This is a genomic window from Desulfocurvus vexinensis DSM 17965, from assembly GCF_000519125.1.
GTDB lineage: Bacteria > Desulfobacterota > Desulfovibrionia > Desulfovibrionales > Desulfovibrionaceae > Desulfocurvus > Desulfocurvus vexinensis.
In genome coordinates, this window is sequence record NZ_JAEX01000005.1 from 297,396 (window position 1) to 319,040 (window position 21,645).

22 protein-coding genes, 1 tRNA gene, 1 other RNA gene and 1 pseudogene are annotated in these 21,645 nt (G+C 68.0%); 13 read left to right on the forward strand and 12 right to left on the reverse strand.

Features of this window, described 5'->3' with window-relative positions; genetic code table 11:
* Window positions 1–53 precede the first annotated feature (53 nt).
* Entirely contained in the window at window positions 54–860 is an 807-nt protein-coding gene (locus G495_RS0106895; RefSeq protein ID WP_051445148.1) for an inositol monophosphatase family protein, read from the forward strand.
* Window positions 861–1,095: 235 nt separating this feature from the next.
* Here the strand turns inward: G495_RS0106895 and G495_RS18055 are convergent, their stop codons facing one another.
* Window positions 1,096–1,764, reverse strand: coding sequence for an NUDIX hydrolase (locus G495_RS18055; protein WP_084457958.1), 669 nt, complete (start codon window positions 1,762–1,764; stop codon window positions 1,096–1,098).
* 61 nt (window positions 1,765–1,825) lie between these two features.
* Between G495_RS18055 and rimI the strand changes: the two genes are divergently transcribed.
* From rimI to G495_RS0106950, 9 genes are all read left to right on the forward strand, one after another.
* Entirely contained in the window at window positions 1,826–2,422 is a 597-nt protein-coding gene (gene rimI / locus G495_RS18060) for a ribosomal protein S18-alanine N-acetyltransferase (protein ID WP_084457960.1), read from the forward strand.
* A gap of 58 nt (window positions 2,423–2,480) precedes the next feature.
* Complete coding sequence (locus G495_RS0106910; protein ID WP_035251175.1) at window positions 2,481–3,659, forward strand: phosphoglycerate kinase; 1,179 nt, start codon at window positions 2,481–2,483, stop codon at window positions 3,657–3,659.
* A 3-nt stretch (window positions 3,660–3,662) separates the two neighbouring features.
* Window positions 3,663–4,421, forward strand: a complete 759-nt coding sequence (gene tpiA, locus G495_RS0106915; protein WP_028587209.1) for a triose-phosphate isomerase — start codon at window positions 3,663–3,665, stop codon at window positions 4,419–4,421.
* A 40-nt stretch (window positions 4,422–4,461) separates the two neighbouring features.
* Window positions 4,462–4,830, forward strand: coding sequence for a preprotein translocase subunit SecG (gene secG / locus G495_RS18065; protein ID WP_051445149.1), 369 nt, complete (start codon window positions 4,462–4,464; stop codon window positions 4,828–4,830).
* 19 nt (window positions 4,831–4,849) lie between these two features.
* Window positions 4,850–4,936: transfer RNA gene (locus G495_RS0106925), tRNA-Leu, on the forward strand.
* A gap of 650 nt (window positions 4,937–5,586) precedes the next feature.
* Entirely contained in the window at window positions 5,587–8,619 is a 3,033-nt protein-coding gene (gene fdnG, locus G495_RS0106935; RefSeq protein WP_084457962.1) for a formate dehydrogenase-N subunit alpha, read from the forward strand.
* A 52-nt stretch (window positions 8,620–8,671) separates the two neighbouring features.
* Entirely contained in the window at window positions 8,672–9,400 is a 729-nt protein-coding gene (locus G495_RS0106940; RefSeq protein WP_028587212.1) for a 4Fe-4S dicluster domain-containing protein, read from the forward strand.
* Between the two features lie 72 nt (window positions 9,401–9,472).
* Window positions 9,473–10,387 (forward strand): formate dehydrogenase accessory protein FdhE, encoded by a 915-nt coding sequence (locus G495_RS0106945; RefSeq protein WP_028587213.1) that lies wholly within the window; start codon window positions 9,473–9,475, stop codon window positions 10,385–10,387.
* A gap of 32 nt (window positions 10,388–10,419) precedes the next feature.
* Window positions 10,420–10,620, forward strand: a complete 201-nt coding sequence (locus G495_RS0106950) for a hypothetical protein (protein WP_028587214.1) — start codon at window positions 10,420–10,422, stop codon at window positions 10,618–10,620.
* A gap of 370 nt (window positions 10,621–10,990) precedes the next feature.
* Here G495_RS0106950 and G495_RS18070 read toward each other — a convergent pair whose 3' ends face one another.
* Entirely contained in the window at window positions 10,991–11,344 is a 354-nt protein-coding gene (locus G495_RS18070) for a winged helix-turn-helix domain-containing protein (protein ID WP_035251177.1), read from the reverse strand.
* 240 nt (window positions 11,345–11,584) lie between these two features.
* On the opposite strand from G495_RS18070, the gene G495_RS0106960 reads away from it, so the two are divergent.
* The 3 genes and pseudogenes from G495_RS0106960 to G495_RS22940 form a co-directional block, all read left to right on the forward strand.
* On the forward strand, window positions 11,585–12,601 hold the full coding sequence (locus G495_RS0106960) for a molybdopterin-binding protein (RefSeq protein ID WP_028587215.1): 1,017 nt from the start codon (window positions 11,585–11,587) through the stop codon (window positions 12,599–12,601).
* A 68-nt stretch (window positions 12,602–12,669) separates the two neighbouring features.
* Window positions 12,670–15,393, forward strand: coding sequence for a molybdopterin-dependent aldehyde oxidoreductase (locus G495_RS0106965; protein ID WP_028587216.1), 2,724 nt, complete (start codon window positions 12,670–12,672; stop codon window positions 15,391–15,393).
* Between the two features lie 69 nt (window positions 15,394–15,462).
* Window positions 15,463–17,457 (forward strand): annotated as a pseudogene (locus G495_RS22940) (pyridine nucleotide-disulfide oxidoreductase/dicluster-binding protein); the annotation flags it as partial.
* A 287-nt stretch (window positions 17,458–17,744) separates the two neighbouring features.
* On the opposite strand, the gene G495_RS21655 reads toward G495_RS22940, so the two are convergent.
* The 10 genes from G495_RS21655 to G495_RS0107000 all read right to left on the reverse strand — a co-directional run.
* The gene (locus G495_RS21655) at window positions 17,745–18,302 is read right to left on the reverse strand and encodes a hypothetical protein (RefSeq protein ID WP_156939609.1); all 558 of its coding nucleotides are present in this window, start codon (window positions 18,300–18,302) and stop codon (window positions 17,745–17,747) included.
* A 34-nt stretch (window positions 18,303–18,336) separates the two neighbouring features.
* Window positions 18,337–18,519: a hypothetical protein gene (locus G495_RS21660; RefSeq protein WP_169734361.1), complete on the reverse strand. Its 183-nt coding sequence runs from the start codon at window positions 18,517–18,519 to the stop codon at window positions 18,337–18,339.
* 20 nt (window positions 18,520–18,539) lie between these two features.
* Window positions 18,540–19,052 carry a Mor transcription activator family protein gene (locus G495_RS21665; protein WP_156939611.1) on the reverse strand — a complete coding sequence of 171 codons (513 nt, stop codon included), beginning with the start codon at window positions 19,050–19,052 and terminating at the stop codon, window positions 18,540–18,542.
* 14 nt (window positions 19,053–19,066) lie between these two features.
* Entirely contained in the window at window positions 19,067–19,534 is a 468-nt protein-coding gene (locus tag G495_RS0106980) for a hypothetical protein (protein WP_028587218.1), read from the reverse strand.
* Between the two features lie 57 nt (window positions 19,535–19,591).
* Window positions 19,592–20,221, reverse strand: a complete 630-nt coding sequence (locus G495_RS0106985; RefSeq protein WP_084457963.1) for a regulatory protein GemA — start codon at window positions 20,219–20,221, stop codon at window positions 19,592–19,594.
* 3 nt (window positions 20,222–20,224) lie between these two features.
* Window positions 20,225–20,521, reverse strand: a complete 297-nt coding sequence (locus G495_RS0106990) for a hypothetical protein (RefSeq protein ID WP_028587220.1) — start codon at window positions 20,519–20,521, stop codon at window positions 20,225–20,227.
* Between the two features lie 19 nt (window positions 20,522–20,540).
* An RNA gene (locus G495_RS20950) (hammerhead ribozyme type II) lies at window positions 20,541–20,605 on the reverse strand.
* Window positions 20,604–21,233, reverse strand: coding sequence for a transposase domain-containing protein (locus G495_RS0106995; protein WP_028587221.1), 630 nt, complete (start codon window positions 21,231–21,233; stop codon window positions 20,604–20,606). Before G495_RS0106995 ends, G495_RS20950 begins: the two co-directional genes overlap by 2 nt.
* 12 nt (window positions 21,234–21,245) lie before the next feature.
* A complete protein-coding gene (locus G495_RS22985) occupies window positions 21,246–21,362 on the reverse strand; it encodes a hypothetical protein (RefSeq protein WP_156939612.1) in 117 nt (38 codons plus the stop codon).
* 49 nt (window positions 21,363–21,411) lie between these two features.
* Window positions 21,412–21,645 (reverse strand): integrase core domain-containing protein (locus G495_RS0107000; protein ID WP_028587222.1); only part of this gene is annotated, 234 nt, incomplete at its 5' end.

The following is a 21,645-nucleotide window of genomic DNA, read 5'->3' on the forward strand; positions in this document are numbered from 1 at the left end:
GCTTCGGGCCGCCCTTTTGCTGCCCGGCGCCCGCCCGGCCCCAGGGAGCCGCCATGAACGACTTCGTCACCCCGGTGCTGCTGGGCGCCGCCCTGGCCGCCGTGCACGAGGCCGGGCAGTGCATCCTCGACGCCCGGACCCGCCCGCGCGCCGTCCGCCACAAGGGGCGCATCGACCTGGTCACCGAAACCGACCTGGCCGTGGAGGCCCTGCTCAAGGAGCGCCTGGGTCCGCTGGTGCCCGGGGCGGGCTTCATGGCCGAGGAAAGCGCCGCCAGCCGCGTGCCCGGCGCGCTGACCTGGATCATCGACCCCCTGGACGGCACCACCAACTTCGCCCACGGGCTGCCCGTGGTGGCCGTGTCTGTGGGGCTGTGGCGTGCGGGGGCGCCGGTGCTGGGCATCGTGGCCGTGCCGGTGCTGGGCGAGACCTTCCACGCCGTGCGCGGGCAGGGCGCTTTCCTGAACGGCGCGCCCATCCGCGTGAGCGACACCGCCGAGCCCATGGACGCCCTGGTGGCCACGGGATTTCCGTACTCCGTGGCCGAGGACATGGCGCATATCATGGGGCCCATGGGCCGGGTGCTGCCCGCCACGCGCGGGCTGCGGCGCATGGGCGCGGCGGCGGCGGACCTGGCCTACGTGGCCTGCGGGCGGCTGGACGCCTTCTACGAGATTCGCTTGAAACCGTGGGACACCACGGCGGGCTGGCTGCTGGTGGAGGAGGCGGGGGGGCGCGTCACGCGCTTTGACCCCCGGACGCCGTACACCCCGGGCGCCCCGAGCATCCTGGCCAGCAACGGCCGGGTCCACGAGGCCATGGCCGCCCTGGTGCTGGGCGGCGGGCCGGACCTGGAATAGCCCCGGCTCCGGGAGGGGCAGACCGTTCGAAATTCGTGGTGTGGACCCTTGGCGACCTGCCCGGCCATGGCGCCGGGAACCAGGGGCCTTCGGTCTGCCAGGAGCGACGGCCCTGCGGCCTCGGTGCAAGGAACGGGGGCGGGCACAAGCGGCCAGCGTGGCAGTACGGGCGGCACGGGCCAGTTGGCCCGGGGCCCGGGCATGCGGGCGCTGCGTCCCGGCGTGCGGCCTCGGCTCAGGGCGCGTCGTCCGGGTCGGGCCAGTCCGTGTCTGGCGTGCCGGGCCAGTCCGTGTCCGGCATTTCGTCCTCGTCCTGCCCCCGGTCCGCGCTCTCCGCGCCGTCCGTCCCGCCCCGGCCCGTGCCGGGCCGCCCCGGGCGGAACACCAGGTCCTGCTCCCAGAAGCTGACCAGTGCCGGGGTCAGCATGTCGCGGAAGCTGGCGGCCATGGCGTCGAGTTCGTCGCGGTCCACGAATACGCCGTCCTCGATTTCGGCGGGGTCGGGCAGCAGGGGCCCGGAGCAGGCCCCGGCGCAGAACAGGGTGGTGAAGCCGTAGCCCGTTTCGGGCCGGGCCGGGGCCTGGGCCAGGCGCGTCAGGCCCGCGCCGCCGATGCCCAGCTCCCGGCGCAGCCCGCGCAGGGCGGCGTCCTCGCGCGATTCCCCGGCCAGCACGGGCCCGGAGGCCGACAGGTCCCAGCGCCCGGGGTAGAGGGCCTTGGTGCGCGCGCGTTTTTGCAGGAACACCCGGCCCGCGCCGTCGTACACCAGCACCAGCACCGTGCGGTGGAACAGGGCCTGGCGCCTTGCCTCGGCCAGGGGCATGACGCCCAGGGGCCGGTCCTGGTCATCGACGATCTCGACGGCCTCGTGGGGCTGGGGTATGGTGCGGATGTGTCTGGGCATGGTGCGGCGCTTCGCCGCGCACACTAGCAAAGGCCCCCCGGGGCCGCAACGGGAGAAGGGCATGGACGACTCGCGCGCCGCCGCCAGCGCCGCCAACGGGGCTGACGCCGGGCCCGCCAGCGGAGCTGCGGAAACCGCCGCCCCCGGCGCCGCCGGGGACTACTGCTTCGACCGCCTGGGCCTGGACGACCTGCCCGCCCTGGTGGCCCTGGAGCGGCGCTGCTTTTCCATGCCCTGGGGCGAGCGCGAGTTCCGCCTGGGGCTTGCGGGCGGGGTGTTCAAGGTCTTCGGGCTGCGCGGGCCGCAGGGGCTGGCGGCGTACATTTCCTTCCATCACGTCCTCGACGAGATGGAGGTGCTCAACATCGCCGTGCATCCGCACCTGCGCCGCCGGGGCCTGGGCGCGCGGCTGCTGGGCCTGGCCCTGGGCATCTGCGCCGGGCTGGGCGTGCGCCATGCGCACCTGGAGGTGCGCATGGGCAACGCGCCCGCCCGCGCCCTGTACGCGCGCTTCGGCTTCGTGCAGGCCGGGCTGCGCCGGGGCTACTACACCGACACCGGCGAGGACGCCGTGCTCATGGCCCTGGAGCTGTCCGCCCCGGGAGCGGCCGCCGCAAACGACGCCGCGCCGGGCCTGGATAAATTCGGCGCCGCGTAGTACACAGTCGCCTGGGCCGCCCCGCGCGGCCCCCAACACGCCGACAAGGAGACGCGCCATGATCCGCTGCATCGACGAAATGGACCTCAAGGGCAAGAAGGTGCTCGTGCGGGTGGACTTCAACGTGCCCCTCAAGGACGGGGTCATCAAGGACGACAACCGCATCCGCGCCAGCCTGCCGACCCTGCGCCTGGCCCTGGAGCGCGGGGCTGCGCTCATCCTGTGCTCGCACCTGGGCAAACCCAAGGGCCAGGTGCGCGCCGAGTTCTCCCTGAAGCCCGTGGCCGACTATCTGGCCGGGCTGCTGGGCCGCGAGGTGGCCATGGCGCCGGACTGCGTGGGCCCCGAGGTCGCGCACATGGCGGCCATGATCGGCCCCGGCGGCATCCTGATGCTCGAGAACCTGCGCTTCCACAAGGAGGAGGAGGCCGGCGACGACGCCTTCGGCGCGGCCATGGCCGCCCTGTGCGACGTGTACTGCTGCGACGCCTTCGGCACGGCCCACCGCGCCCACGCCTCCATGACCGCCATCCCGGCCCACGCGCCCGAGAAATGCGCGGGGCTGCTGCTCATCAAGGAATGGAAATACCTGGGCCAGGCCCTGGCCGACCCGGCGCGGCCCTACGTGGCCATCTCCGGCGGGGCCAAGGTGTCCACCAAGCTGGGCATCCTGCGCAACCTGCTCTCCAAGGTGGACAAGCTCATCGTGGGCGGGGCCATGGCCAACACGTTCTTCCTGGCCCAGGGCCACGGGGTGGGCGCCTCGCTGGCGGAGCCCGACCTCGTGGGCGAGGCCCGCGCCGTGCTGGACGAGGCCGCCCGGCGCGGGGTGGATCTGTTGCTGCCCGTGGACTGCGTGCTGGGCTCCGGGCCCGACGCCCAGGCCGCCGGGGCCACCGTGAGTGTGGACGCCGTGCCCGAGGGGCAGATGATCCTCGACGCGGGCCCGGCCTCCGTGGCGCGCTGGGCTGGGGCCCTGGCCGGGGCGGGCACGGTGGTCTGGAACGGGCCGGTGGGCCTGTTCGAGACCCCGGCCTTCGCGGCGGGCTCCACGGGGCTGGCCCGGGCCGTGGTGGACTGCGGCGCCCTGACCATCATCGGCGGCGGCGACACCGGCGCGGCCCTGGTCGCCGCCGGGCTGGCCGACAAGGTGACCTTCGTCTCCACCGGCGGAGGCTCGTTCCTGGAACTCATGGAAGGCAAGGACATGCCCGCCTTCAAGGCCCTGGAGGTCTAGACCGTGAAAAAGCTCATGGCCGCCAACTGGAAGATGCACAAGACCACCGAAGAGGCCTTCGACACCGCCGAGGAGCTGGTGGCCCTGTGCGGCGCCGCCCTGCCGGAGGACCGCGAGGTGCTGGTCATCCCGCCGTTCACGGCCCTGCGCCGTACCGGGCAGGCCCTGGCGGGCAACCCGCGTTTCCTGCTGGGCGGGCAGAACTTCTACCCCGAGGAGCAGGGTGCCTTCACCGGCGAAATCTCCCCGGCCATGCTGCTGGACGTGGGCTGCGCCTTCGTCCTGGCCGGGCACTCCGAGCGCCGCCACGTGCTGGGCGAAACCGACGAGATGGTCGGGCGCAAGGTGGCCTTCGGCCTGGAGCGCGGGCTGTCGGTGATCCTGTGCGTGGGCGAGCGCATCGACGAGCGCCGCGCCGGGCAGGTGGAGCAGGTGCTGCGCACCCAGCTGGACAAGGGCCTGGCGGGCGTGGACCGGGGCGTGGACCCCGAGCGGCTGGTGGTGGCCTACGAGCCGGTGTGGGCCATCGGCACCGGCGAGGTGGCCGGGCCGCAGGAGATCGTCCAGGCCCACGCCTTCGTGCGCCAGGAGCTGGTGCGCGCCTTCGGCGAGGCCGGGCGGGAAATGCGCATCCAGTACGGCGGCAGCGTCAAGCCCGACAACGCCGCCGAGATTATTCACCTTGACAACGTGGACGGCGTGCTGGTAGGAGGCGCAAGCTTGCGGGCCGACAGTTTCAGCCGCATTGTCCTGGCCGATTGACGCGCCGGGAACCGCAAGAGCGCCCTCAGGAGGAACTTACTTGGAAGCCCTGGTTTTGACCCTGCACATTCTCGCGTGCATCATTCTCGTCGTTCTCGTGCTCCTGCAATCCGGCAAGGAAGGCATGGGCGTGATCTTCGGCGGCGGCTCGTCGTCCATGTTCGGCGGCTCCGGCGCCGGAAGCCTCCTGACCAAGCTGACCGCCTTCCTGGCCGTGGTCTTTCTCGTGACCTCGCTGCTCTACAACATCCTGTCCAGCTCCACGCGCTCGGACGACGGCGGCTCGGTGATCATCGGCCAGCCCGCCGTCGAGGCCCCGGCCCCGGTTGCGGAAGAGCCCAAGGAGCAGGCCCCGCCCTTCGACAGCATCCAGGTCGAGGAGCCCAAGGCCGAGGAGAAGGCCCAGTAGCGCCCCGCACACATCCTGCGCCGAAGTGGTGGAACTGGTAGACACGCCATCTTGAGGGGGTGGTGACCTCACGGTCGTGGGAGTTCGAGTCTCCCCTTCGGCACCATGACGACAAAGGGCCACGGCATCGCGCCGCGGCCCTTTTTCCTTGTCCGCAACCGCGTTCCCCGCCCATTTCCTTCTGGCCTGCACCGGCCCCGGCGGCCTGAATCTGGTTTTCTCACCCTCCGGCCTCTGGGCGCGGGGCGGGCCCGGCCCGTGGCGGCGCCCCGCTCCAGGGGGCAGGCCGCGTGCCGTGCGCCGGGGCGCGGCCTGCCCGGGGGCAACGGGCTCTCGGCACAACGCATATCCACTCCGTCCATCAGGGGGCGGCCTGCCCGGGGGCAACGGGCTTTTTCTGCGCGCCTTTCCGGGCCGGATGCGCCGGGGGCTGGCCTGCGGCCCGAAAATTCCCAACGCTGGTAGTTTGATTTAAATACCTTTAATTTCAAATTGTTATAATTGATATTCAGCAAAGTTATGTGCAAAAGAATGCGCACCCTGGTCTTTTTTGACGCCCCCGCTCCCACGGCCTAGGACAATAGGCAAGAGACCCTGGAACCCGCCGGTTTTGCGCTGCGGGCGGGCAGGGTGGGAGGACGCCGCGGGTGCGGCGTCGCCGCACGCGATGCGGAGTCGTCTTCTTCAATATGCTTGAACAAGCATAATGCGGCGCGGGGGCCAGCCCCCCGGCCGCGCAACCTGACGGAGGAACCCATGGGCATTTCAAGGCGAAGTTTCCTCAAGGTCGCGGGAGCCGGGGCCGTGGGGCTGACCCTGGGCCAGCTCGGCCTGGACCTGCGGCCCGTCGCGGCCCACGCCTATGCGATGAAGATCGAGGGCGCCAGGGAAGTCATCTCCATCTGCCCCTTCTGCTCGTGCTGCTGCAACGTGCTCATGCACGTCAAGGACGGCACGGTGATCAACGTCGAGGGCGACCCGGACTACCCCGTGAGCCAGGGCGCGCTGTGCGCCAAGGGAGCGGCGTTGTTGACCATGCACGTCAACGACCACCGGCTGACCAAGCCCCTGTACCGCGCCCCCGGGTCGGACCGCTGGGAGGAAAAGGACTGGGACTGGACCATTGAGCGCATCGCCCGCCGGGTGAAGGACACCCGCGACCGCGACTTCAGGACCGTCAACGACAAGGGCCAGACCGTCAACCGCGTGGAGTCCATCTTCCAGCTCGGCACCTCGCAGATGGACAACGAGGAGTGCTCCGTTTCGCACCAGATGCTGCGCAGCCTGGGGGTCGTCCACATCGACCATCAGGCCCGTATCTGACACAGCGCCACTGTACCGGCTCTGGCAGAGTCGTTCGGACGCGGCGCGATGACCAACCACTGGACCGACATCGAGAATGCCGACGCCATCCTCATCATGGGGAGCAACGCGGCTGAGCACCATCCCATCTCCTTCAAATGGGTGCTCAAGGCCAAGGACAAGGGCGCCAAGGTCATGCATGTCGATCCCAAATTCTCCAGAACCTCCGCGCGCAGCGACTTCCACGTCCCCCTGCGCTCCGGCACCGACATCGCCTTTCTGGGCGGCATGGTGAAGTACATCCTGGACAACGACAAGTTCTTCCATGACTACGTCGTCCAGTACACCAACGCGGCCTGCATCGTGGGCGAGAAGTACTCCTTCTCCAACGGCATGTTCGCGGGCTTCGACAAGAAGACCGGGCGCTACGACCGCAGCAAATGGGCCTTCGAACGCGACGAGAACGGCCTGCCCCGGCGTGACACGACCTTCAAGCACAAGCGGTGCGTGCTGAACCTCATGCGCGCCCACTACAGCCGCTACACCCTGGAGCGCGTCTCCAGCACCACCGGCGTGTCGCGCGAGAACCTGCTGCGCGTGTACGAGACCTTCGCGGCCACTGGCACGCCCGACAAGGCCGGGACCATGATGTACGCCCTGGGCTGGACCCAGCACACCGTGGGCGTGCAGAACATCCGCCTGGCGGCCATCGTGCAACTGCTGCTGGGCAATATCGGCGTGGCTGGCGGCGGCATCAACGCCCTGCGCGGCGAGCCCAACGTCCAGGGCTCCACGGACCATGCCCTGCTGTACCACATCCTGCCCGGCTACCTGCCCATGGTCCAGGCCAACTGGCCGACCCTGGCCGACTACAACAAGGCCAACACGCCCAAGTCCAGCGACCCGCAGAGCGCCAACTGGTGGCAGAACCGGCCCAAGTACCTGGCTAGCTTGCTCAAGTCCTGGTTCGGCGACAACGCCACCGCGGAGAACGAGTTCGGCTACGGCCTGCTGCCGCGCCTGGACGAGCACGGCGACTACTCGCTCATGTACCTCTTCGACAGGATGTACAAGGGCTCGGTCAAGGGCGGCTTCGTGTTCGGCACCAACCCCGCCCAGAGCGCGCCCAACACCCACAAGACCCGCCGCGCCCTGGCCAACCTGGAGTGGCTGGTGGTGGGCGAGTTGCACCACACCGAAACCTCGGACTTCTGGCGCGGCCCGGGCATGAACCCCGCCGACGTCGCCACCGAGGTCTTCCTGCTGCCCAGCGCCCAGCGCGGCGAGAAGGAAGGCAGCATCACCAACTCCGGGCGCTGGCTCATGTGGCACTACATGGCCCAGCAGCCTCTGGGCCAGTGCCGCTCCATGGGCACCATGATCGTGGACCTGATGAACGCCGTGCGCAAGCTCTACCGCCAGGAGTCCGGCGCCCTGCCCGAGCAGGTGCTCGCCCACGACTGGCCCCAGGCCTTCGACCCCGAGCACATCGCCAGGCGCAACAACGGCTGGTTCACCCGCGACGTGGAGGTCAACGGCGTGACCTACAAGAAGGGCCAGCAGGTGCCCGGCTTCGCCAACCTCACGGACGACGGCGCCACGGCCTGCTCCGCCTGGGTGCAGTGCGGCTCGTACCTCGACTGCGGCAACCTCGCCAAGCGGCGCGACCTGAGCCAGACGCCCATGCAGGCCAACATCGGGCTGTTCCCGAACTTCGCCTGGGCCTGGCCCATGAACCGCCGCGTGCTCTACAACCGCGCCTCGGTGGACGAAAACGGCAGGCCGTGGAACCCGGCCAAGGCCGTCATCGTCTGGGAGGACGGCAAGTGGGTCGGCGACGTGCCCGACGGCGGCTGGCCGCCCATGGCCAGCGGCAAGGGCAAGCTGCCCTTCATCATGTCCACAGACGGCTACGGCCAGCTCTACGGCCCCGGCCGCCTGGACGGCCCGCTGCCCGAGCACTACGAGCCCGCAGAAACCCCGCTGGCCAGGAACCCGTTCTCGGGCCAGCTCAGCAACCCGTGCATGAAGCGCATGAAGAGCGACGCCGACCCGCTGGCCAAGCCCGCCGACAGCCGCTTCCCCATCGTGCTGACCACGTATTGCCTCACCGAGCACTGGTGCGGCGGCGGCGAGACGCGCAACACCCCCGTGCTGCTCGAGGCCGAGCCCCAGCAGTACGTGGAGCTGTCGCCCGAGCTGGCCCAGGAGAAGGGCATCGCCAACGGCGACGTGGTGGTGGTGGAGAGCGCGCGCGGCCGGGTGGAGGCCGTGGCCATGGTCACGGTGCGCATGCGCCCGCTGCCCGTGGAAGGGCGGATCATCCACGAGATCGGCATGCCCTTCTGCTTCGGCTGGACCACGCCCAAATGCGGCGACGCCGTGAACCGGCTGACCCCCGCCGTGGGCGACCCCAACACGACCATCCCCGAGTACAAGGTCTGCCTGGTGAACATCCGCAAGGCCGACACGGTGACCGAACTGTAGCCAACACGCCGGGCGGGCGCCGCCCGCCCGGCGGACCACCAAGGAGTCGGACATGCCCAAGGCATTCTTCATCGACACCACGCGTTGCACGGCGTGTCGGGGTTGCCAGGTCGCCTGCAAGGAATGGCACAACCTGCCCGCCGTGAAGACCCGCCAGACCGGGACGCACCAGAACCCCCCGGATCTGACCCCCTTCAACTACAAGCTCGTGCGCTTCAGCGAGCACCTCATCGATGGCGTCATCCGCTGGTACTTCTTCCCCGACCAGTGCCGCCATTGCTTCCAGCCGCCCTGCATGTTCACCGCCGAGGACTACGTGCCCGGCGCCATCGTGCAGGACGAGCAGACCGGGGCGGTGATCTACACCCCCCTGGCCGCCAAGCTCGGGGCCGAGGAGTTCGAGGAGGTGCGCGATTCCTGCCCCTACAACATCCCGCGCCGCGACGAGGCCACCGGCATCGTCAGCAAGTGCGACATGTGCATCGACCGCGTGCAGAACGGCCGGCTGCCCATGTGCGTGAAAACCTGCGCCATGGGGGCCATGCACTTCGGCGAATACGACGCCATGCGGGCCCTGGCCGACAAGCGCCTGGAGGCCGTGCGCGGGGAGTTCCCCAACGCGTCGCTGGCCGATCCCGACGACGTGGCGGTGATCTACCTGCTGGCCGACGAGCCCGCCCGGCTGCACGAGCACGCCGTGGCCCAGGCTCCCGCGCTCATGACCCGCAAGCAGATGCTTGCCCGGCTGACCCGGCCCCTGGCCCGGCTTGGCCGCGCCTAACCTGGCACACCTCCACCTGACGGCGGCGGGGGGCGCCCCTGGCCCCCCGCCGCCACCCAAGAGGTCCGCATCATGAACCGCAACCAGGAACTGGAACACCTGCACGCCTGGGCCGCGCGCCTGCGCGCGCAAAACGCGTCCCTGGCCGGGCTGCTCGACGCCTTCGAGCCGCTGTTCGCCGAGCTGGTCAAGACCCGGGCCGCCCTGCTGGCCGCCGGGCTCGGGCCCGTGGCCTCCGACCCGGGGCGGCTTTCCCGGGGCCTGCCCCATTTCGTGGACGCGCCCCTGGGCGACTACGCCCAGGCCTTCCTGGCCTCGGCGCGGCGCATCCTGCCGGTGATGGCCCAGTCCTTCCCCGGGGTGTCCGACGAACTGCGCAGGCTGATGTACGCGCTGGAATCCGACACCGTGGACTCGGCGGCGCTCATGGAGGGCGTCATCCGCGGCGACGACGCCGTGCTGGCCCGCCAGGCCAGAGCCCTGGGCGTGGACGCGCCCGGCCTGGGGCTGGCGGCCGCCATGGCCCTGCGGCCCGTGCTGGCTGCCCTGGGCCCGGAGGTCGCCCAGGCCGCGACCCTGGGCGCCTGGGGCCGGGGCTACTGCCCCGTGTGCGGCGCCCTGCCCGGACTGGCCATCCTGCGCAGCTCCGGGCAGGACGACGCCTATCTCAAGAGCCACGGCGGCCAGCGCTGGCTGCACTGCTCGCGCTGCGCGGCCCAGTGGCGCTTCATGCGCCACGCCTGCCCGCACTGCGGCAACGAGGAGCACGGAACCCTGGAGTACTTCCATCCCCAGGGCCGGACCGAGGGCCGGGCCGACCTGTGCCGCAAGTGCAACCGCTATCTGGTGACCTGCGACGCCTCGGGCGCCGTGGACGAGCCGATGCCCGACATGGCCGCCCTGGGCCTGCTGCCCATGGACGTGGTCATGCAGCGCGACGGCTTCGCCCCGGTGGCCCCCACGGCCTGGAACAGGCTGGACCCCTGACCCGCAACGGCGCAACGCCGTTTGGAGGACATATGAAGATCGTGCTTGCCGCCGTGCTGGCGGCCATGGCTCTGACCGGCTGCGCGGCCCACGGAGGGCCCGGCGCCGCAGACGATACGCTGCTGCAATGCCGCGCCCTGGCCGACGAGGCGCACAAGGCCCGCTACACCCCGGCCTGGGAGGCCACCGTGCAGGACTGCCTCGAAGCCCGCGCGGCAGGGCAGGGGGGGTGATTCCGTCCCCGACGGGCGTTTGCGGCCGCCGGGCGGGTGAACCCCTGGGGCCGCCGGGGCGGGTTGCCGGGTTGCCCGGCGCTCGCCTCGCGGCGCCCTGCGGCCTGCCCCGGGGCCCGGCCCGCAGGCGGCTGGATTTCCCCGGTTCGCCCGCTCCGGGGCCGCGCGTTCTGGGCCAGGCCATCCTGCGGCCTTGGGCCGGATGCTCCTGGTCCGCCAGCTCTGGTCGGCTGCCGCAGAAGCCCTTTCCTGGGCGTTCATAATGAAGAGATGACGGCGCGGGAAAATCCAGGGCCGACGCGTCGCAAGACGGGCGCGAGGGGCTGGATTTTTCGGGCAGGGCGGTTGGCCGCCGTTTGGGAGTGGTCTGCTAGCGCCGCACGGCCCAGGGGAACAGCTCGCCCGCCAGGGCGAAGGCCTGCTCCTCCACGGCGCCGCGCCAGTCCTCGTAGGCTTCGAGCAGCTTGCGGCCCTCGTCGGACAGGCTGTAGCCGCCCTTGTTGCCGCTGGTCTTGATCACCAATCCCTGGCCCAGGTTCTGCTCGACCTTCTTGATGTGCCCCCAGGCGGCCCGGTAGGACATGCCCAGGGTCTTGACGGCCCCGGCCAGCGAGCCGCTGCGCTCGATCTCGCGCAGCAGCATGGCGCAGCCGGGGCCGAACACCATCTTGTCCTCGTGCTCCAGCCAGATCTTGACCCGCATCCGGGGCTGCAACATGTCCATGCGTTTCCCTTCCTTGTGCGGCCTGTGAGCCGGAGCCCAGTCTAGCAGGTTCCAGGTTTCCAGGAAACACCCCCATAACCAGCCATCCTTACAGGGTTTCCCTTGACCTTCTCGACATGTTATGTTCAAACATGCATAATAGATATGCTTGAAAAAGCATAACAGCGCGCCCGGGCCGGAGATTCCGCAGGGCAAGCCGAAGGCCGCACGGCGCGCGGCGCGAGGGAGAGCATCCGCATGATGAAGTCCGTTCCTGTCCGCGAGGCGGTGGGCATGGTCCTGTGCCACGACATGACCCGCATCGTCCCCGGGCAGTGCAAGGGCCCGGCCTTCCGCAAGGGCCATATCGTCACCCATGAGGACATCGGCCCGCTGCTGGAAATCGGCAAGGAGCACATCTACGTCCTGCACCTCGAACCCGGGCAGCTGCACGAGAACGAGGCCGCCGAGCGTATCGCCCGCGCCGCCGCCGGGCCGGGCCTGAGCCCGACCCCCGTGTGCGAGGGGCGCGTCAACCTGCGCGCCGAGCCGGGCCTTTTGTGCGTCAACGTCCAGGCCCTGGCGCGCATCAACGCCATCGAGGACGTGGTGCTGGCCACCCTGCACACCGGCCAGCAGATCACCGCCCCGCGCGACGTGGCCGGCACCCGCGTGGTGCCCCTGGTCATCGACGAGGCCCGGATCGCCCGGGTGGAGGCCATCTGCGCCGAGCACTGGCCGGTGATCCAGGTCAAGCCCTTCCGGCCCCTGGCCGTGGGCGTGGTCACCACCGGCAGCGAAATCTACACCGGGCGCATCCAGGACAAGTTCGGCCCGGTGATCCGCGAAAAGTTCGCCGCCCTGGGCTCCACGGTGGTCGGCCAGCGCTTCGTGGGCGACGAGCCCCGGGCCACCTGCGCGGCCATCGAGGCCTTCATCGCCGAGGGCGCGCAGATGGTCGTGGTCACGGGCGGCATGTCCGTGGACCCCGACGACCAGACCCCGGCGGCCATCCGCGCCACGGGCGCCGAGGTGGTCACCTACGGCGCGCCGACCTTCCCGGGGGTCATGTTCATGCTGGCCTACAGGGGCGAGGTGCCGGTGCTCGGGCTGCCGGGCTGCGTCATGTACTACCGGGCGAGCATTTTCGACCTGGTGGTGCCGCGCATCCTGGCCGGAGAGCGCCCCGCGCGCGAGGATATCACGGCCCTGGGCCACGGCGGCTTCTGCGCCGGGTGCCCCGAATGCCGCTACCCCGTGTGCCCCTTCGGCAAATAGATGCAACGCGCCCCGGGCGGGGCGCAGGCCATAACGGCAAACCACCCCAACATCAAGGAGGGGACCCCATGATCAAGCTGACTCTCAACGTCAACGGCGTGGAACGCATGGTGCTGGCCGACCCGGAGAGCACCCTGGCGCAATACCTGCGCGAGGGCCTGGGCCTGACCAGCGTGAAGGTCGGCTGCGGCACGGGCCAGTGCGGCAGCTGCTCGGTCATCGTGGACGGCAAGGTCGTGCGCTCCTGCTCGCGCAAGATGGGCAAAATGGACGACGGCGCCAGCGTGACCACCGTGGAAGGCATCGGCACCCCGCAGAACCTGCACCCCGTGCAACTGGCCTGGATCGCCCACGGCGGCGCCCAGTGCGGCTTCTGCTCCCCGGGCTTCATCGTTTCGTCGGTGGCCCTGCTCAACGAGAACCCCAAGCCCACCCGCGAGGACGTGCGCGACTGGTTCCAGAAGCACCGCAACGCCTGCCGCTGCACCGGCTACAAGCCGTTGGTGGACGCGGTGATGGACGCCGCCGCCGTGCTGCGCGGCGACCTGAGCCGCGAGGAGCTGCTCTTCAAGGCTCCCGCCGACGGGCGCATCTGGGGCACCAAGTACCCCCGGCCCACGGCGGTGGCCAAGGTCACCGGCACCCTGGACTACGGGGCCGACCTGGCCCTGAAGATGCCCGAGGGCACCCTGCGCTGCGCCCTGGTCCAGGCCGAGGTCTCCCACGCGAAGATCCTGTCCATCGACACCTCCGAGGCCGAGAAGATGCCCGGCGTCTTCAAGGTCGTGACCCACAAGGACGTGCGCGGCAAGAACCGCATCACCGGGCTGATCACCTTCCCCTCCAACAAGGGCGACGGCTGGGACCGGCCCATCCTGTGCGACGAGAAGGTCTTCCAGTACGGTGACGCCATCGCCATCGTCTGCGCCGACACCGAGGCCAACGCCAAGGCTGCGGCGGCCAAGGTCCGCGTCCAGCTGGAGCAGCTGCCCGAGTACATGAGCGCCCCGGCGGCCATGGCCGACGACGCCATGCAGATCCACCCCGGCACGCCCAACATCTACTTCGTGCAGAAGATCGCCAAGGGCGAGGACACCGCGCCCATCTTCGCCAAGGCCCCCGTGGTGGTGGAGGACGACTTCTACGTGGGCCGCCAGCCGCACATGCCCATCGAGCCCGACACCGGCTTCGCCTTCCTGGACGAGGAGGGCCGGCTGCACATCCACTCCAAGTCCATCGGCCTGCACCTGCACCTGTACATGATCGCCCCGGGCCTGGGCATCGAGCCCGAAAAGGTGATCATGGTCCAGAACCCCGCAGGCGGCACCTTCGGCTACAAGTTCAGCCCGACCATGGAAGCCCTGGTGGGCGCGGCCTGTCTGGCCACCGGGCGGCCCGTGTCCCTCAACTACTCCTGGTTCCAGCAGCAGACCTACACCGGCAAGCGCTCCCCGTTCTTCATCAACCTGCGGCTGGCCGCCGACAAGGACGGCAAGCTGCTGGCCATGGAGAGCGACTGGAGCGTGGACCACGGCCCGTATTCCGAGTTCGGCGACCTGCTGACCTTGCGCGGCGCCCAGTTCATCGGCGCGGGCTACGACATCCCGGCCATCCGCGGCGAGGGCCGCACGGTGTGCACCAACCACGCCTGGGGTTCGGCCTTCCGCGCCTACGGCTCGCCGCAGTCGGAGTTCGCCTCCGAGGTGCTCATGGACGAGCTGGCCGAGAAGCTGGGCATGGACCCGCTGGAACTGCGCTACAAGAACGTCTACCGCAAGGGCGCCACCACGCCCACCGGCCAGGACCCCGAGGTCTACAGCCTGCCCGAGGTGCTCGACACCCTGCGGCCCAGGTACGAGGCCGCCCGGAAGCAGGCCGCTGCCGCCTCCACCGCTGCGGTCAAGCGCGGCGTGGGCATCAGCGTGGGCGTCTACGGCTGCGGGCTGGACGGCCCGGACTCCTCCGAGGCCGATGCCGAGCTGAACGCCGACGGCACCGTCACCGTGTTCTCCTGCTGGGAGGACCACGGCCAGGGCGCCGACGCGGGCTGCCTGGGCACCGCCCACGAGGCCCTGCGGCCCCTGGGCCTGGCGCCCGAGAAGATCCGGCTGGTCATGAACGACACCAACCTGGCCCCCAACTCCGGCCCGGCGGGCGGCAGCCGCTCGCAGGTGGTCACCGGGCGCGCCGTGGCTGCGGCCTGCCAGGCGCTGGTGGAAGGGCTGCGCAAGCCCGGCGGCGGTTTCCGCAGCTACGACGAGGTGGTCGCGGCCAAGCTGCCCCTGAAGTATCGCGGCAAGTGGACCGCCCCCGGCACCGCCTGCGACGACAACGCCCAGGGCTCGCCCTTCGTGTGCTACATGTACGGCATCTTCATGGCCGAGGTGGCCGTGGAGCTGGCCACGGGCAAGACCACCGTGGAGAAGATGACCCTGGTCTCCGATATCGGCAAGATCAACAACCGCCTGGTGGTGGACGGCCAGAACTACGGCGGGTTGGCCCAGGGCATCGGCCTGGCCCTGTCCGAGGACTACGAGGACATCAAGAAGCACTCGACCATGGTCGGCGCGGGCTTCCCCTACATCAAGCAGATCCCCGACGACATGGAGCTGCTCTATGTGGAGACCCCGCGCCCCGAGGGCCCCTTCGGCGCGTCGGGCGTGGGTGAGCTGCCGCTGACCTGCCCGCACGCGGCCATCATCAACGCCATCCACAACGCCTGCGGCGTGCGCATCACCAGGCTCCCGGCCCTGCCGGAGAAGGTGCTTGCCGGGCTCAAGGCCAAGGCGTAACCAGAACGGCAAACGGGCGGCGGCGCTGCGGGAGGCCGCAGGGCCGCCGCCCTCTTTTTTTCGGAGGCTGCCATGGGCATGGACCAGACGGAACTGCGGCAGTGGGAGGCCCGCTGCACCCAGGAGGACCCCCCGCGCTGCCAGGCGGCCTGCCCGCTGCACCTGGACGCGCGGGCCCTGTGCGCGGCCCTGGCCGAGGGCAGGGTGGACGCCGCCTGGGCCACGGCCTGCCGGAGCCTGCCCCTGCCCGGGGTCATGGCGCGCATCTGCGACGCGCCCTGCAAGGTCGTCTGCCTGCGCGCCGGGCTTGGCGGCGCCGTGGAGCTGGGCGGGCTGGAGCGCTTCCTGGCCCGGGCCGCCACGCGCACCCCGCCCGTGCGGCCCCTGCCGCCCCGGGGCAAGAGCGTGGTCGTGCTGGGCGGCGGGCTGGCCGGGCTGGCCTGCGCCTGGGACCTCGCCAAAAAGGGCTACGCCGTGACCGTGGTCGCCCGCGAGCCGGGCCGCGAACTGCTCGCGCGCCACGGCCACGAGCTGCCCGAAGCGGCCCTGGCCGAAGCCCTGGCGGCCCTGGAGCGCATGGGCGCGACCCTGCGCACCGGCGCCGACCCCACCCCCGCCATGGCCGCCCGCCCGGACGACCCCGGGGCCCTGCCCGAGGGTGTGGACGCCGTGTTCGCGGACCCCGAGACCCTCACCCCCCAGGCCCTGGGCCTGGGCGAGCCCGACGCCCTGACCCTGGGCACCACGCGCCTGGGCCTGTTCGCCGCGCCGCTGCCCGGGGCGGCTGCGCCGGGGGCGGCGCCGTCCCCGGCGCTGCTGGCGGCCCTGGGGCGGCGCGCGGCCAACTCCATCGAGCGTTTCACCCAGGGCGCGTCCCTCACCGCCGGGCGCGAACGCGAGGGCGCCTTCGAGTCGCGCCTGTCCACCGAGGTGCAGGGCGTGGCGCCCGTGGCCCCGGCGCCTGTGCCGCCGGACGGGCCCGACGAGCCCTGGGCCCGGGCCGAGGCCGGGCGCTGCCTGCGCTGCGAGTGCATGCAGTGCGTGCGCCGCTGCGCCTACCTGGAGCACTACAAGGGCTACCCCAAGGTCTACGCGCGCCAGATCTACAACAACGCCTCCATCGTCATGGGCATGCGCCAGGCCAACACCATGATCAATTCGTGCATGGTCTGCGGGCTGTGCGCGGCCATCTGCCCCGAGGATTTCGACATGGGCGGGCTGTGCCTCGCGGCGCGGCGCGACATGGTGGAGCAGGGCAGGATGCCGCCCTCGGCCCACGAGTTTGCCCTGGACGACATGGCCCAGGCCTGCGGGCCGGACTGCGCCCTGGCCCGCCACGCCCCCGGCGCGGCCGCCAGCGCTTTCGCCTTTTTCCCCGGCTGCCAGCTCGCGGCCTCGGACCCCGGGGCCGTGGAGCGGGCCTACGCCTTGTTGCGCGGGGCCCTGCCCGGGCCCACGGGGCTGCTGCTGCGCTGCTGCGGCGCCCCGGCGCACTGGGCCGGGCGCGAGGCCCTGTTCGTCCAGGCCACCGAGGCCCTGCGCGCCGACTGGCAGGCCCTGGGCCAGCCGGAGCTGGTCGCCGCCTGCCCCACCTGCGCCCTGACCCTGCGCCGGGCCCTGCCCGGGGCCACGGTCGGCACCCTGTGGGAAGCCCTGGCCCGGCACGGCGCTCCCGCCCCGGCCCCGGGCCCCACCCTGGCCGTGCACGACCCCTGCGCCTCGCGCCACGACGCGCCCCAGCGCCAGGCCGTGCGCGGGCTGCTGCGCGCCCTGGGCCGCGAGGCTGTGGAGCCCGGCCTCACGGGTGAGCACACCGAATGCTGCGGCTTCGGCGGCCTGCTGGACGCGGCCAACCCCGCCCTGGGCGCCGAGGTCGCCGCGCGGCGCGCCCGGGCCGCCAGCGAGGATTTCGTCACCTCCTGCGCCATGTGCCGCGACATGCTGGCCCGCGCGGGCAAGCGCGCCCTGCACCTGTTGGACCTGCTGGCCCCGGGGGCGGACCCCGACCCGGCGGCCCGCCCGGCCCCCGGGCACTCCGCGCGCCGCGAAAATCGCGTGCTGTAGCTCGACACTAGGTTTACGACTCTTCGACACTTGGTTTGCGACTACTATTAACCTAAAGAAGGGGCAGTCCATTTCTGGAGCCTGCCCCTTCTTGACGTCCTTCGTCCGCTTAATGACCTTTTAAGCGCCATCTAACAGCCCTTGAATGACCCTGTAATTGTTCCCCGTGGAGACCTTTGCGCGGGAGCGACATTGGGCCGCCCTCCGGCTGCAAGGCCTCCACGGGGTTGCCAAGGAGCACCATTCCTTGAAGTATTTGGCTGCTACGGCTTTCCATCAGAAGATTCCTACAGAACAACCTTGCTGAAGTGATCGTTCAGTTGTTCTTTGAGGAGATAGGGCACCGGAAGGAAGAACTTGCCACCACAACCGGAAGAATGAGCCTCGCAGGTACGTTGCCATGCCGCGTCAACTTCAAACAGTTCGTCAATGATTGCCTTCACTTCGGGCAGATACTGCTTGAGGATGGTATTGCGGGCCTGATTGTAAGCATCTCCCACTTCCTTTCTGCGCCTTTCGACCAGGGCTTTGGCGGCTGGAATATGGGAGTGCTCGAACAGGTTGGCAATTTCATGCTTTTCCTTGGCCCGCAGCTCTTCCTCATGAAATCCCTGATAGGCGGCATCCGGGTCTTGGCCGGAAGCGACGGCCTCCGCAATCTGCCGGGCCTTGCTGGCCTTGCTAGACGCAAAACCTTCGTACTCCGCACGGTACTGCTGGAACTTCTCTTCCAGATTCGCAAGGCGGGTGCGGGCCTCTTCCAACGCCAATTCGGCAGGGGGAACAAGCTCGTTGATCTTTGTCACCAAGTCGGCTTCGAGATTGATAAATTTGTCTTCAAACATTCTGGTGCTCTCCTTTTCTTGTACGATACTGAAACTACAAGGTAATGGTTTCCAGCAGCGCCTTTACCTTCCCGGCCACCTTTCGAGACTCCGAAGGGGAAAGGCCACGGCCATATTGTTCAAAATACAATTCATCCACAGTATGACAGGTGTCCGCACAAAGCTTGTCCAGGCGGCTCCTGAGATAGTCACCCTTCGCAAGATCGGTGACGTCCACCGTGAGATTATTGAATTCGTTTATGTCCTGCATACGGCTTTGCTTGCCTTGCTTATTCTGAATGCCTGTTCCTTTTTGTGGGGAGTCTTGGCCGCAGCCATGTCGGCAGGATCACACTTTAAAGCTTTCCAGACTGTCTTGTCGCTCAACCCAAACTCAACGACCAGCATAGATACGATGTTCCTGGCGCTCAAACCCTCCCCTGAAAGTTCGTCAAATCTTTCCTGCATGGCGATAGCTTGAATAGTGGAGAAAAAGACCTGGCATTTTGGGATATAAATCCCACGGCATCCACCGTAATGATAAATAAAGGCTTCTGCGGCTTCATTTCCGAGGACTTCTTTCAGCCATCGCTCCCGGACGCGGCCAATACTCGTATCCCCTTTGGGAACATCGTGCGTAGTCCCGCCAAGCCGCCTGGTTATCAATAAGGCGTTGCGCAGGCCAAGATGGTCCGCCAGCTCTCTCACGCTCGCAGGGAGCAGAGCAGGATACTTTTCAGCCATCTTTTCCATTGTGCGCAGTTCATCCATGCTTGAATCCCGGTTTAGGCGCAGGCCGCTTTTCCCGTTACGGCAAGGCCGTTGCCCGCCTGTTCTTCAATCATGCGATAGGCGGTCTCCACGGTCTCGGAACCTCTGACAAGCAAGCTGTTCAGGCCGTCTATGGCCTTCTGTCCCAAGGTGTGGCGCGGAGGAAGAACGGTCAGAACATCGGACATGAAAGCCACAACGGCACCCAGGTCATGAAGATTGTCCAGAATATCAAGATACACCGAGGAAGGAACCTCGGAGGCCAGATAGCCGCCGTCCTTGCCCTCGCAGATAACGGCGTCAAGGGCATGCTGGATTTCATCAAAAATGATCTTCAACCCCTTGGCCGCCTTGGCATTGACGAAACCTTCCCGGTTCCCGCTGGTCAAAGACTCGTCCAGCAGGGCCATCAAGGAAGCGACGTTTTCCAGAGTGCCGAGAACGCCTTCAAATCCCAAATAATGCGAACCACGAATTATCATTTTCGAATCCTCCTCGGATGATGCCTTTCTTCAACGTGAAGGCCGTGTTCCTACGGTTTAAGCCTTGTTTTTCTTGGCGCGGCTTACTGCCAGGGTATTTTCCAGTGCGACCATGACGTTCTGCAATTCGCGCACTGTGGCCTGTTCCAGACGCGGCAAGCCGGTCTGTTTCTCCAGGATCGCCGCCGCATAGCTCCACGGCATGTACTGTCCCCTTGCCTTGCCCAGCTCCGCCAGAATGGCCTCTATGCGTTCCAGCGTGGGCCGTGCGGGGTGTTTCTGGTCTTTCATGGTCAAGGGCTTGCCGTGCTTGTCTTCTTTCGTCTTGCGGGCAGGACGCTCATTCCAGCCCTTGGTGCGGAAATAACTGACAAGCCGTACAAGCTCGCGCTCTTCCAGCTTGGTGCAGGAGTCCACACCAAAATTCATATGCAGAATCTCCCGGTAGACATCATCGCTGAGGCCAAGCTGCTTCTGGGCAATCTTGACCTTGGCAATGAGGCTTGTACGCTTGGTCTTGGACTTCCCGCCCACAAAGGCCTTCTTGGCTCTGGAAGCCGCTTGTTTCCGGGGCGCGGCGGGTTCTTGATTCTGCTTGGGAAAGGGGATGAACAGGCAGTTGTGGCCGTGTGCAACTTCTTGTGTGGGGCGGCACCGCTCTGCCGGAAAGGATATGATGGTTCCCATTTCTCACCTTCCCTGGCGGCCCTTGCGGACCTCTTCACGAATTTTCAGAAGCTCCTCTTCAGGCAGCAGGAGAAAATCCACCATCCGCTCCACGAGATCCACTGCCTTCATGAGTTTATCCAGGGTTACGTTTGCCTTGGCGGCACCATCAGGGCCGATCTCGCGAAACTCTTCACGCAGGATTGTCGCATGGCGTCTGATTTGATCGAAAACGCCTTCCTCCGAGGAATTGCTGGCCCTGTGGTCCGCGTGCGCCGAGGAGGCGAGGCTGCTGTTTTCGTGGTAGATTGCGAGCTTCATATCCATCCCCTTGTGTGCTTGTTGGCTGCTCATCAGTGCCGGGCCGCCACGCCCGACAGACGGCCCATGCGGGCCGTTTCGCTTATCTTGCGTCCATGTAGGCCAGCTCGTAGGCGGCGTTTTTGAACTGTTCACGGTGCGTCTCTTCATCTTCGCCGTCCACCTGTGCGAGAAGCTTCCCGGAATGAACATCCTCGACATGAAAAACCTTGGGAGAAAAGGCCTCAAGGCCGCTGATACGCTCGACCTCGGAAGCAATTCCGTTCAGGGCGTGAAAGGCGGTTCCGCCTTCCTCCGCGCCAAGGCGGACAAGCTCCTCGCGAAGGGTTGCTATGTGCCGAAGGATGGCGCTGGAAGTGGATTCCTGATCAATATTGTTTTCGTGGCTTGATACTTCAGCCGTGAAATGTGCCATGATATCAAGGTGATTCAGTTGACCAACAGGGTCCGGTGCCTCGCTGGCAAAGCGGTGGGAACCAGGCATCTGGCCGGTCAACATCTTGTTGGCGGCGGCGCGGGTTTTGTCGATATACAGCAGGGTTTCAAGCTGCTGGACGCCTTCCAATTCAGCGACAATGCCGCCCAGGGCGTTGAAGGCGACGCCACCTTCCTCCGCGCCAAGAGCTTGCAGTTCGCCGTGCAATGCAATCGAATACGAACGGATGTTGCCGGAAATGGTTCCCTGTTGGTGTTGATCAATGGTGCTCTTCATGTCTGTTTTCCCTTACAGTGCGCCGCCAAGATCGGCCCAGGCGGTTTGAATGTGATCGTAGGTAAGGCACTTGTCGTCTTCCGTGAGCATCAGGCTTCCAAGACGCAGAACCTTGGTGAGGCCGCGCAATGCGCCCGCTGTAGCGGTCTACAGTTTTTTGGACACTCATTTGCGCTAATCAGGCCGCTATTGACACCGGGGCGGTCTGCTCCTTTCTGACCTGGGCCGGGGTCTTGTACCCGTGTCGGCCAACGATCCATTCCCGATTGTAGGTTTCCTTGAATTCCAGCAGGGCCAGTCTCAGTTCTTCAACCGTGTCGAAGTGCCTGACCCAGAGCAGGTTTTCCTTGAGGGTGCGCACGAAGCGCTCCGCGATCCCGTTGCCCTGCGGCTCACGCACATAGGACGGAGA

Coding starts and splice junctions, on each gene's coding strand:
- G495_RS21665 (WP_156939611.1), bottom strand. CDS start 19,052: ATGGATGAACTGCGCACAATGGAAAAGATGGCTGAAAAGTATCCTGCT.
- G495_RS0106995 (WP_028587221.1), bottom strand. CDS start 21,233: ATGAAGAGCACCATTGATCAACACCAACAGGGAACCATTTCCGGCAAC.
- G495_RS0106940 (WP_028587212.1), top strand. CDS start 8,672: ATGCCCAAGGCATTCTTCATCGACACCACGCGTTGCACGGCGTGTCGG.
- G495_RS18070 (WP_035251177.1), bottom strand. CDS start 11,344: ATGGACATGTTGCAGCCCCGGATGCGGGTCAAGATCTGGCTGGAGCAC.
- G495_RS0106960 (WP_028587215.1), top strand. CDS start 11,585: ATGAAGTCCGTTCCTGTCCGCGAGGCGGTGGGCATGGTCCTGTGCCAC.
- G495_RS21655 (WP_156939609.1), bottom strand. CDS start 18,302: ATGTTTGAAGACAAATTTATCAATCTCGAAGCCGACTTGGTGACAAAG.
- G495_RS0106910 (WP_035251175.1), top strand. CDS start 2,481: ATGATCCGCTGCATCGACGAAATGGACCTCAAGGGCAAGAAGGTGCTC.
- G495_RS0106945 (WP_028587213.1), top strand. CDS start 9,473: ATGAACCGCAACCAGGAACTGGAACACCTGCACGCCTGGGCCGCGCGC.
- G495_RS0106980 (WP_028587218.1), bottom strand. CDS start 19,534: ATGATAATTCGTGGTTCGCATTATTTGGGATTTGAAGGCGTTCTCGGC.
- rimI (WP_084457960.1), top strand. CDS start 1,826: ATGGACGACTCGCGCGCCGCCGCCAGCGCCGCCAACGGGGCTGACGCC.
- G495_RS0106950 (WP_028587214.1), top strand. CDS start 10,420: ATGAAGATCGTGCTTGCCGCCGTGCTGGCGGCCATGGCTCTGACCGGC.
- G495_RS0106895 (WP_051445148.1), top strand. CDS start 54: ATGAACGACTTCGTCACCCCGGTGCTGCTGGGCGCCGCCCTGGCCGCC.
- G495_RS0106985 (WP_084457963.1), bottom strand. CDS start 20,221: ATGGGAACCATCATATCCTTTCCGGCAGAGCGGTGCCGCCCCACACAA.
- G495_RS18055 (WP_084457958.1), bottom strand. CDS start 1,764: ATGCCCAGACACATCCGCACCATACCCCAGCCCCACGAGGCCGTCGAG.
- G495_RS0106990 (WP_028587220.1), bottom strand. CDS start 20,521: ATGAAGCTCGCAATCTACCACGAAAACAGCAGCCTCGCCTCCTCGGCG.
- G495_RS0106965 (WP_028587216.1), top strand. CDS start 12,670: ATGATCAAGCTGACTCTCAACGTCAACGGCGTGGAACGCATGGTGCTG.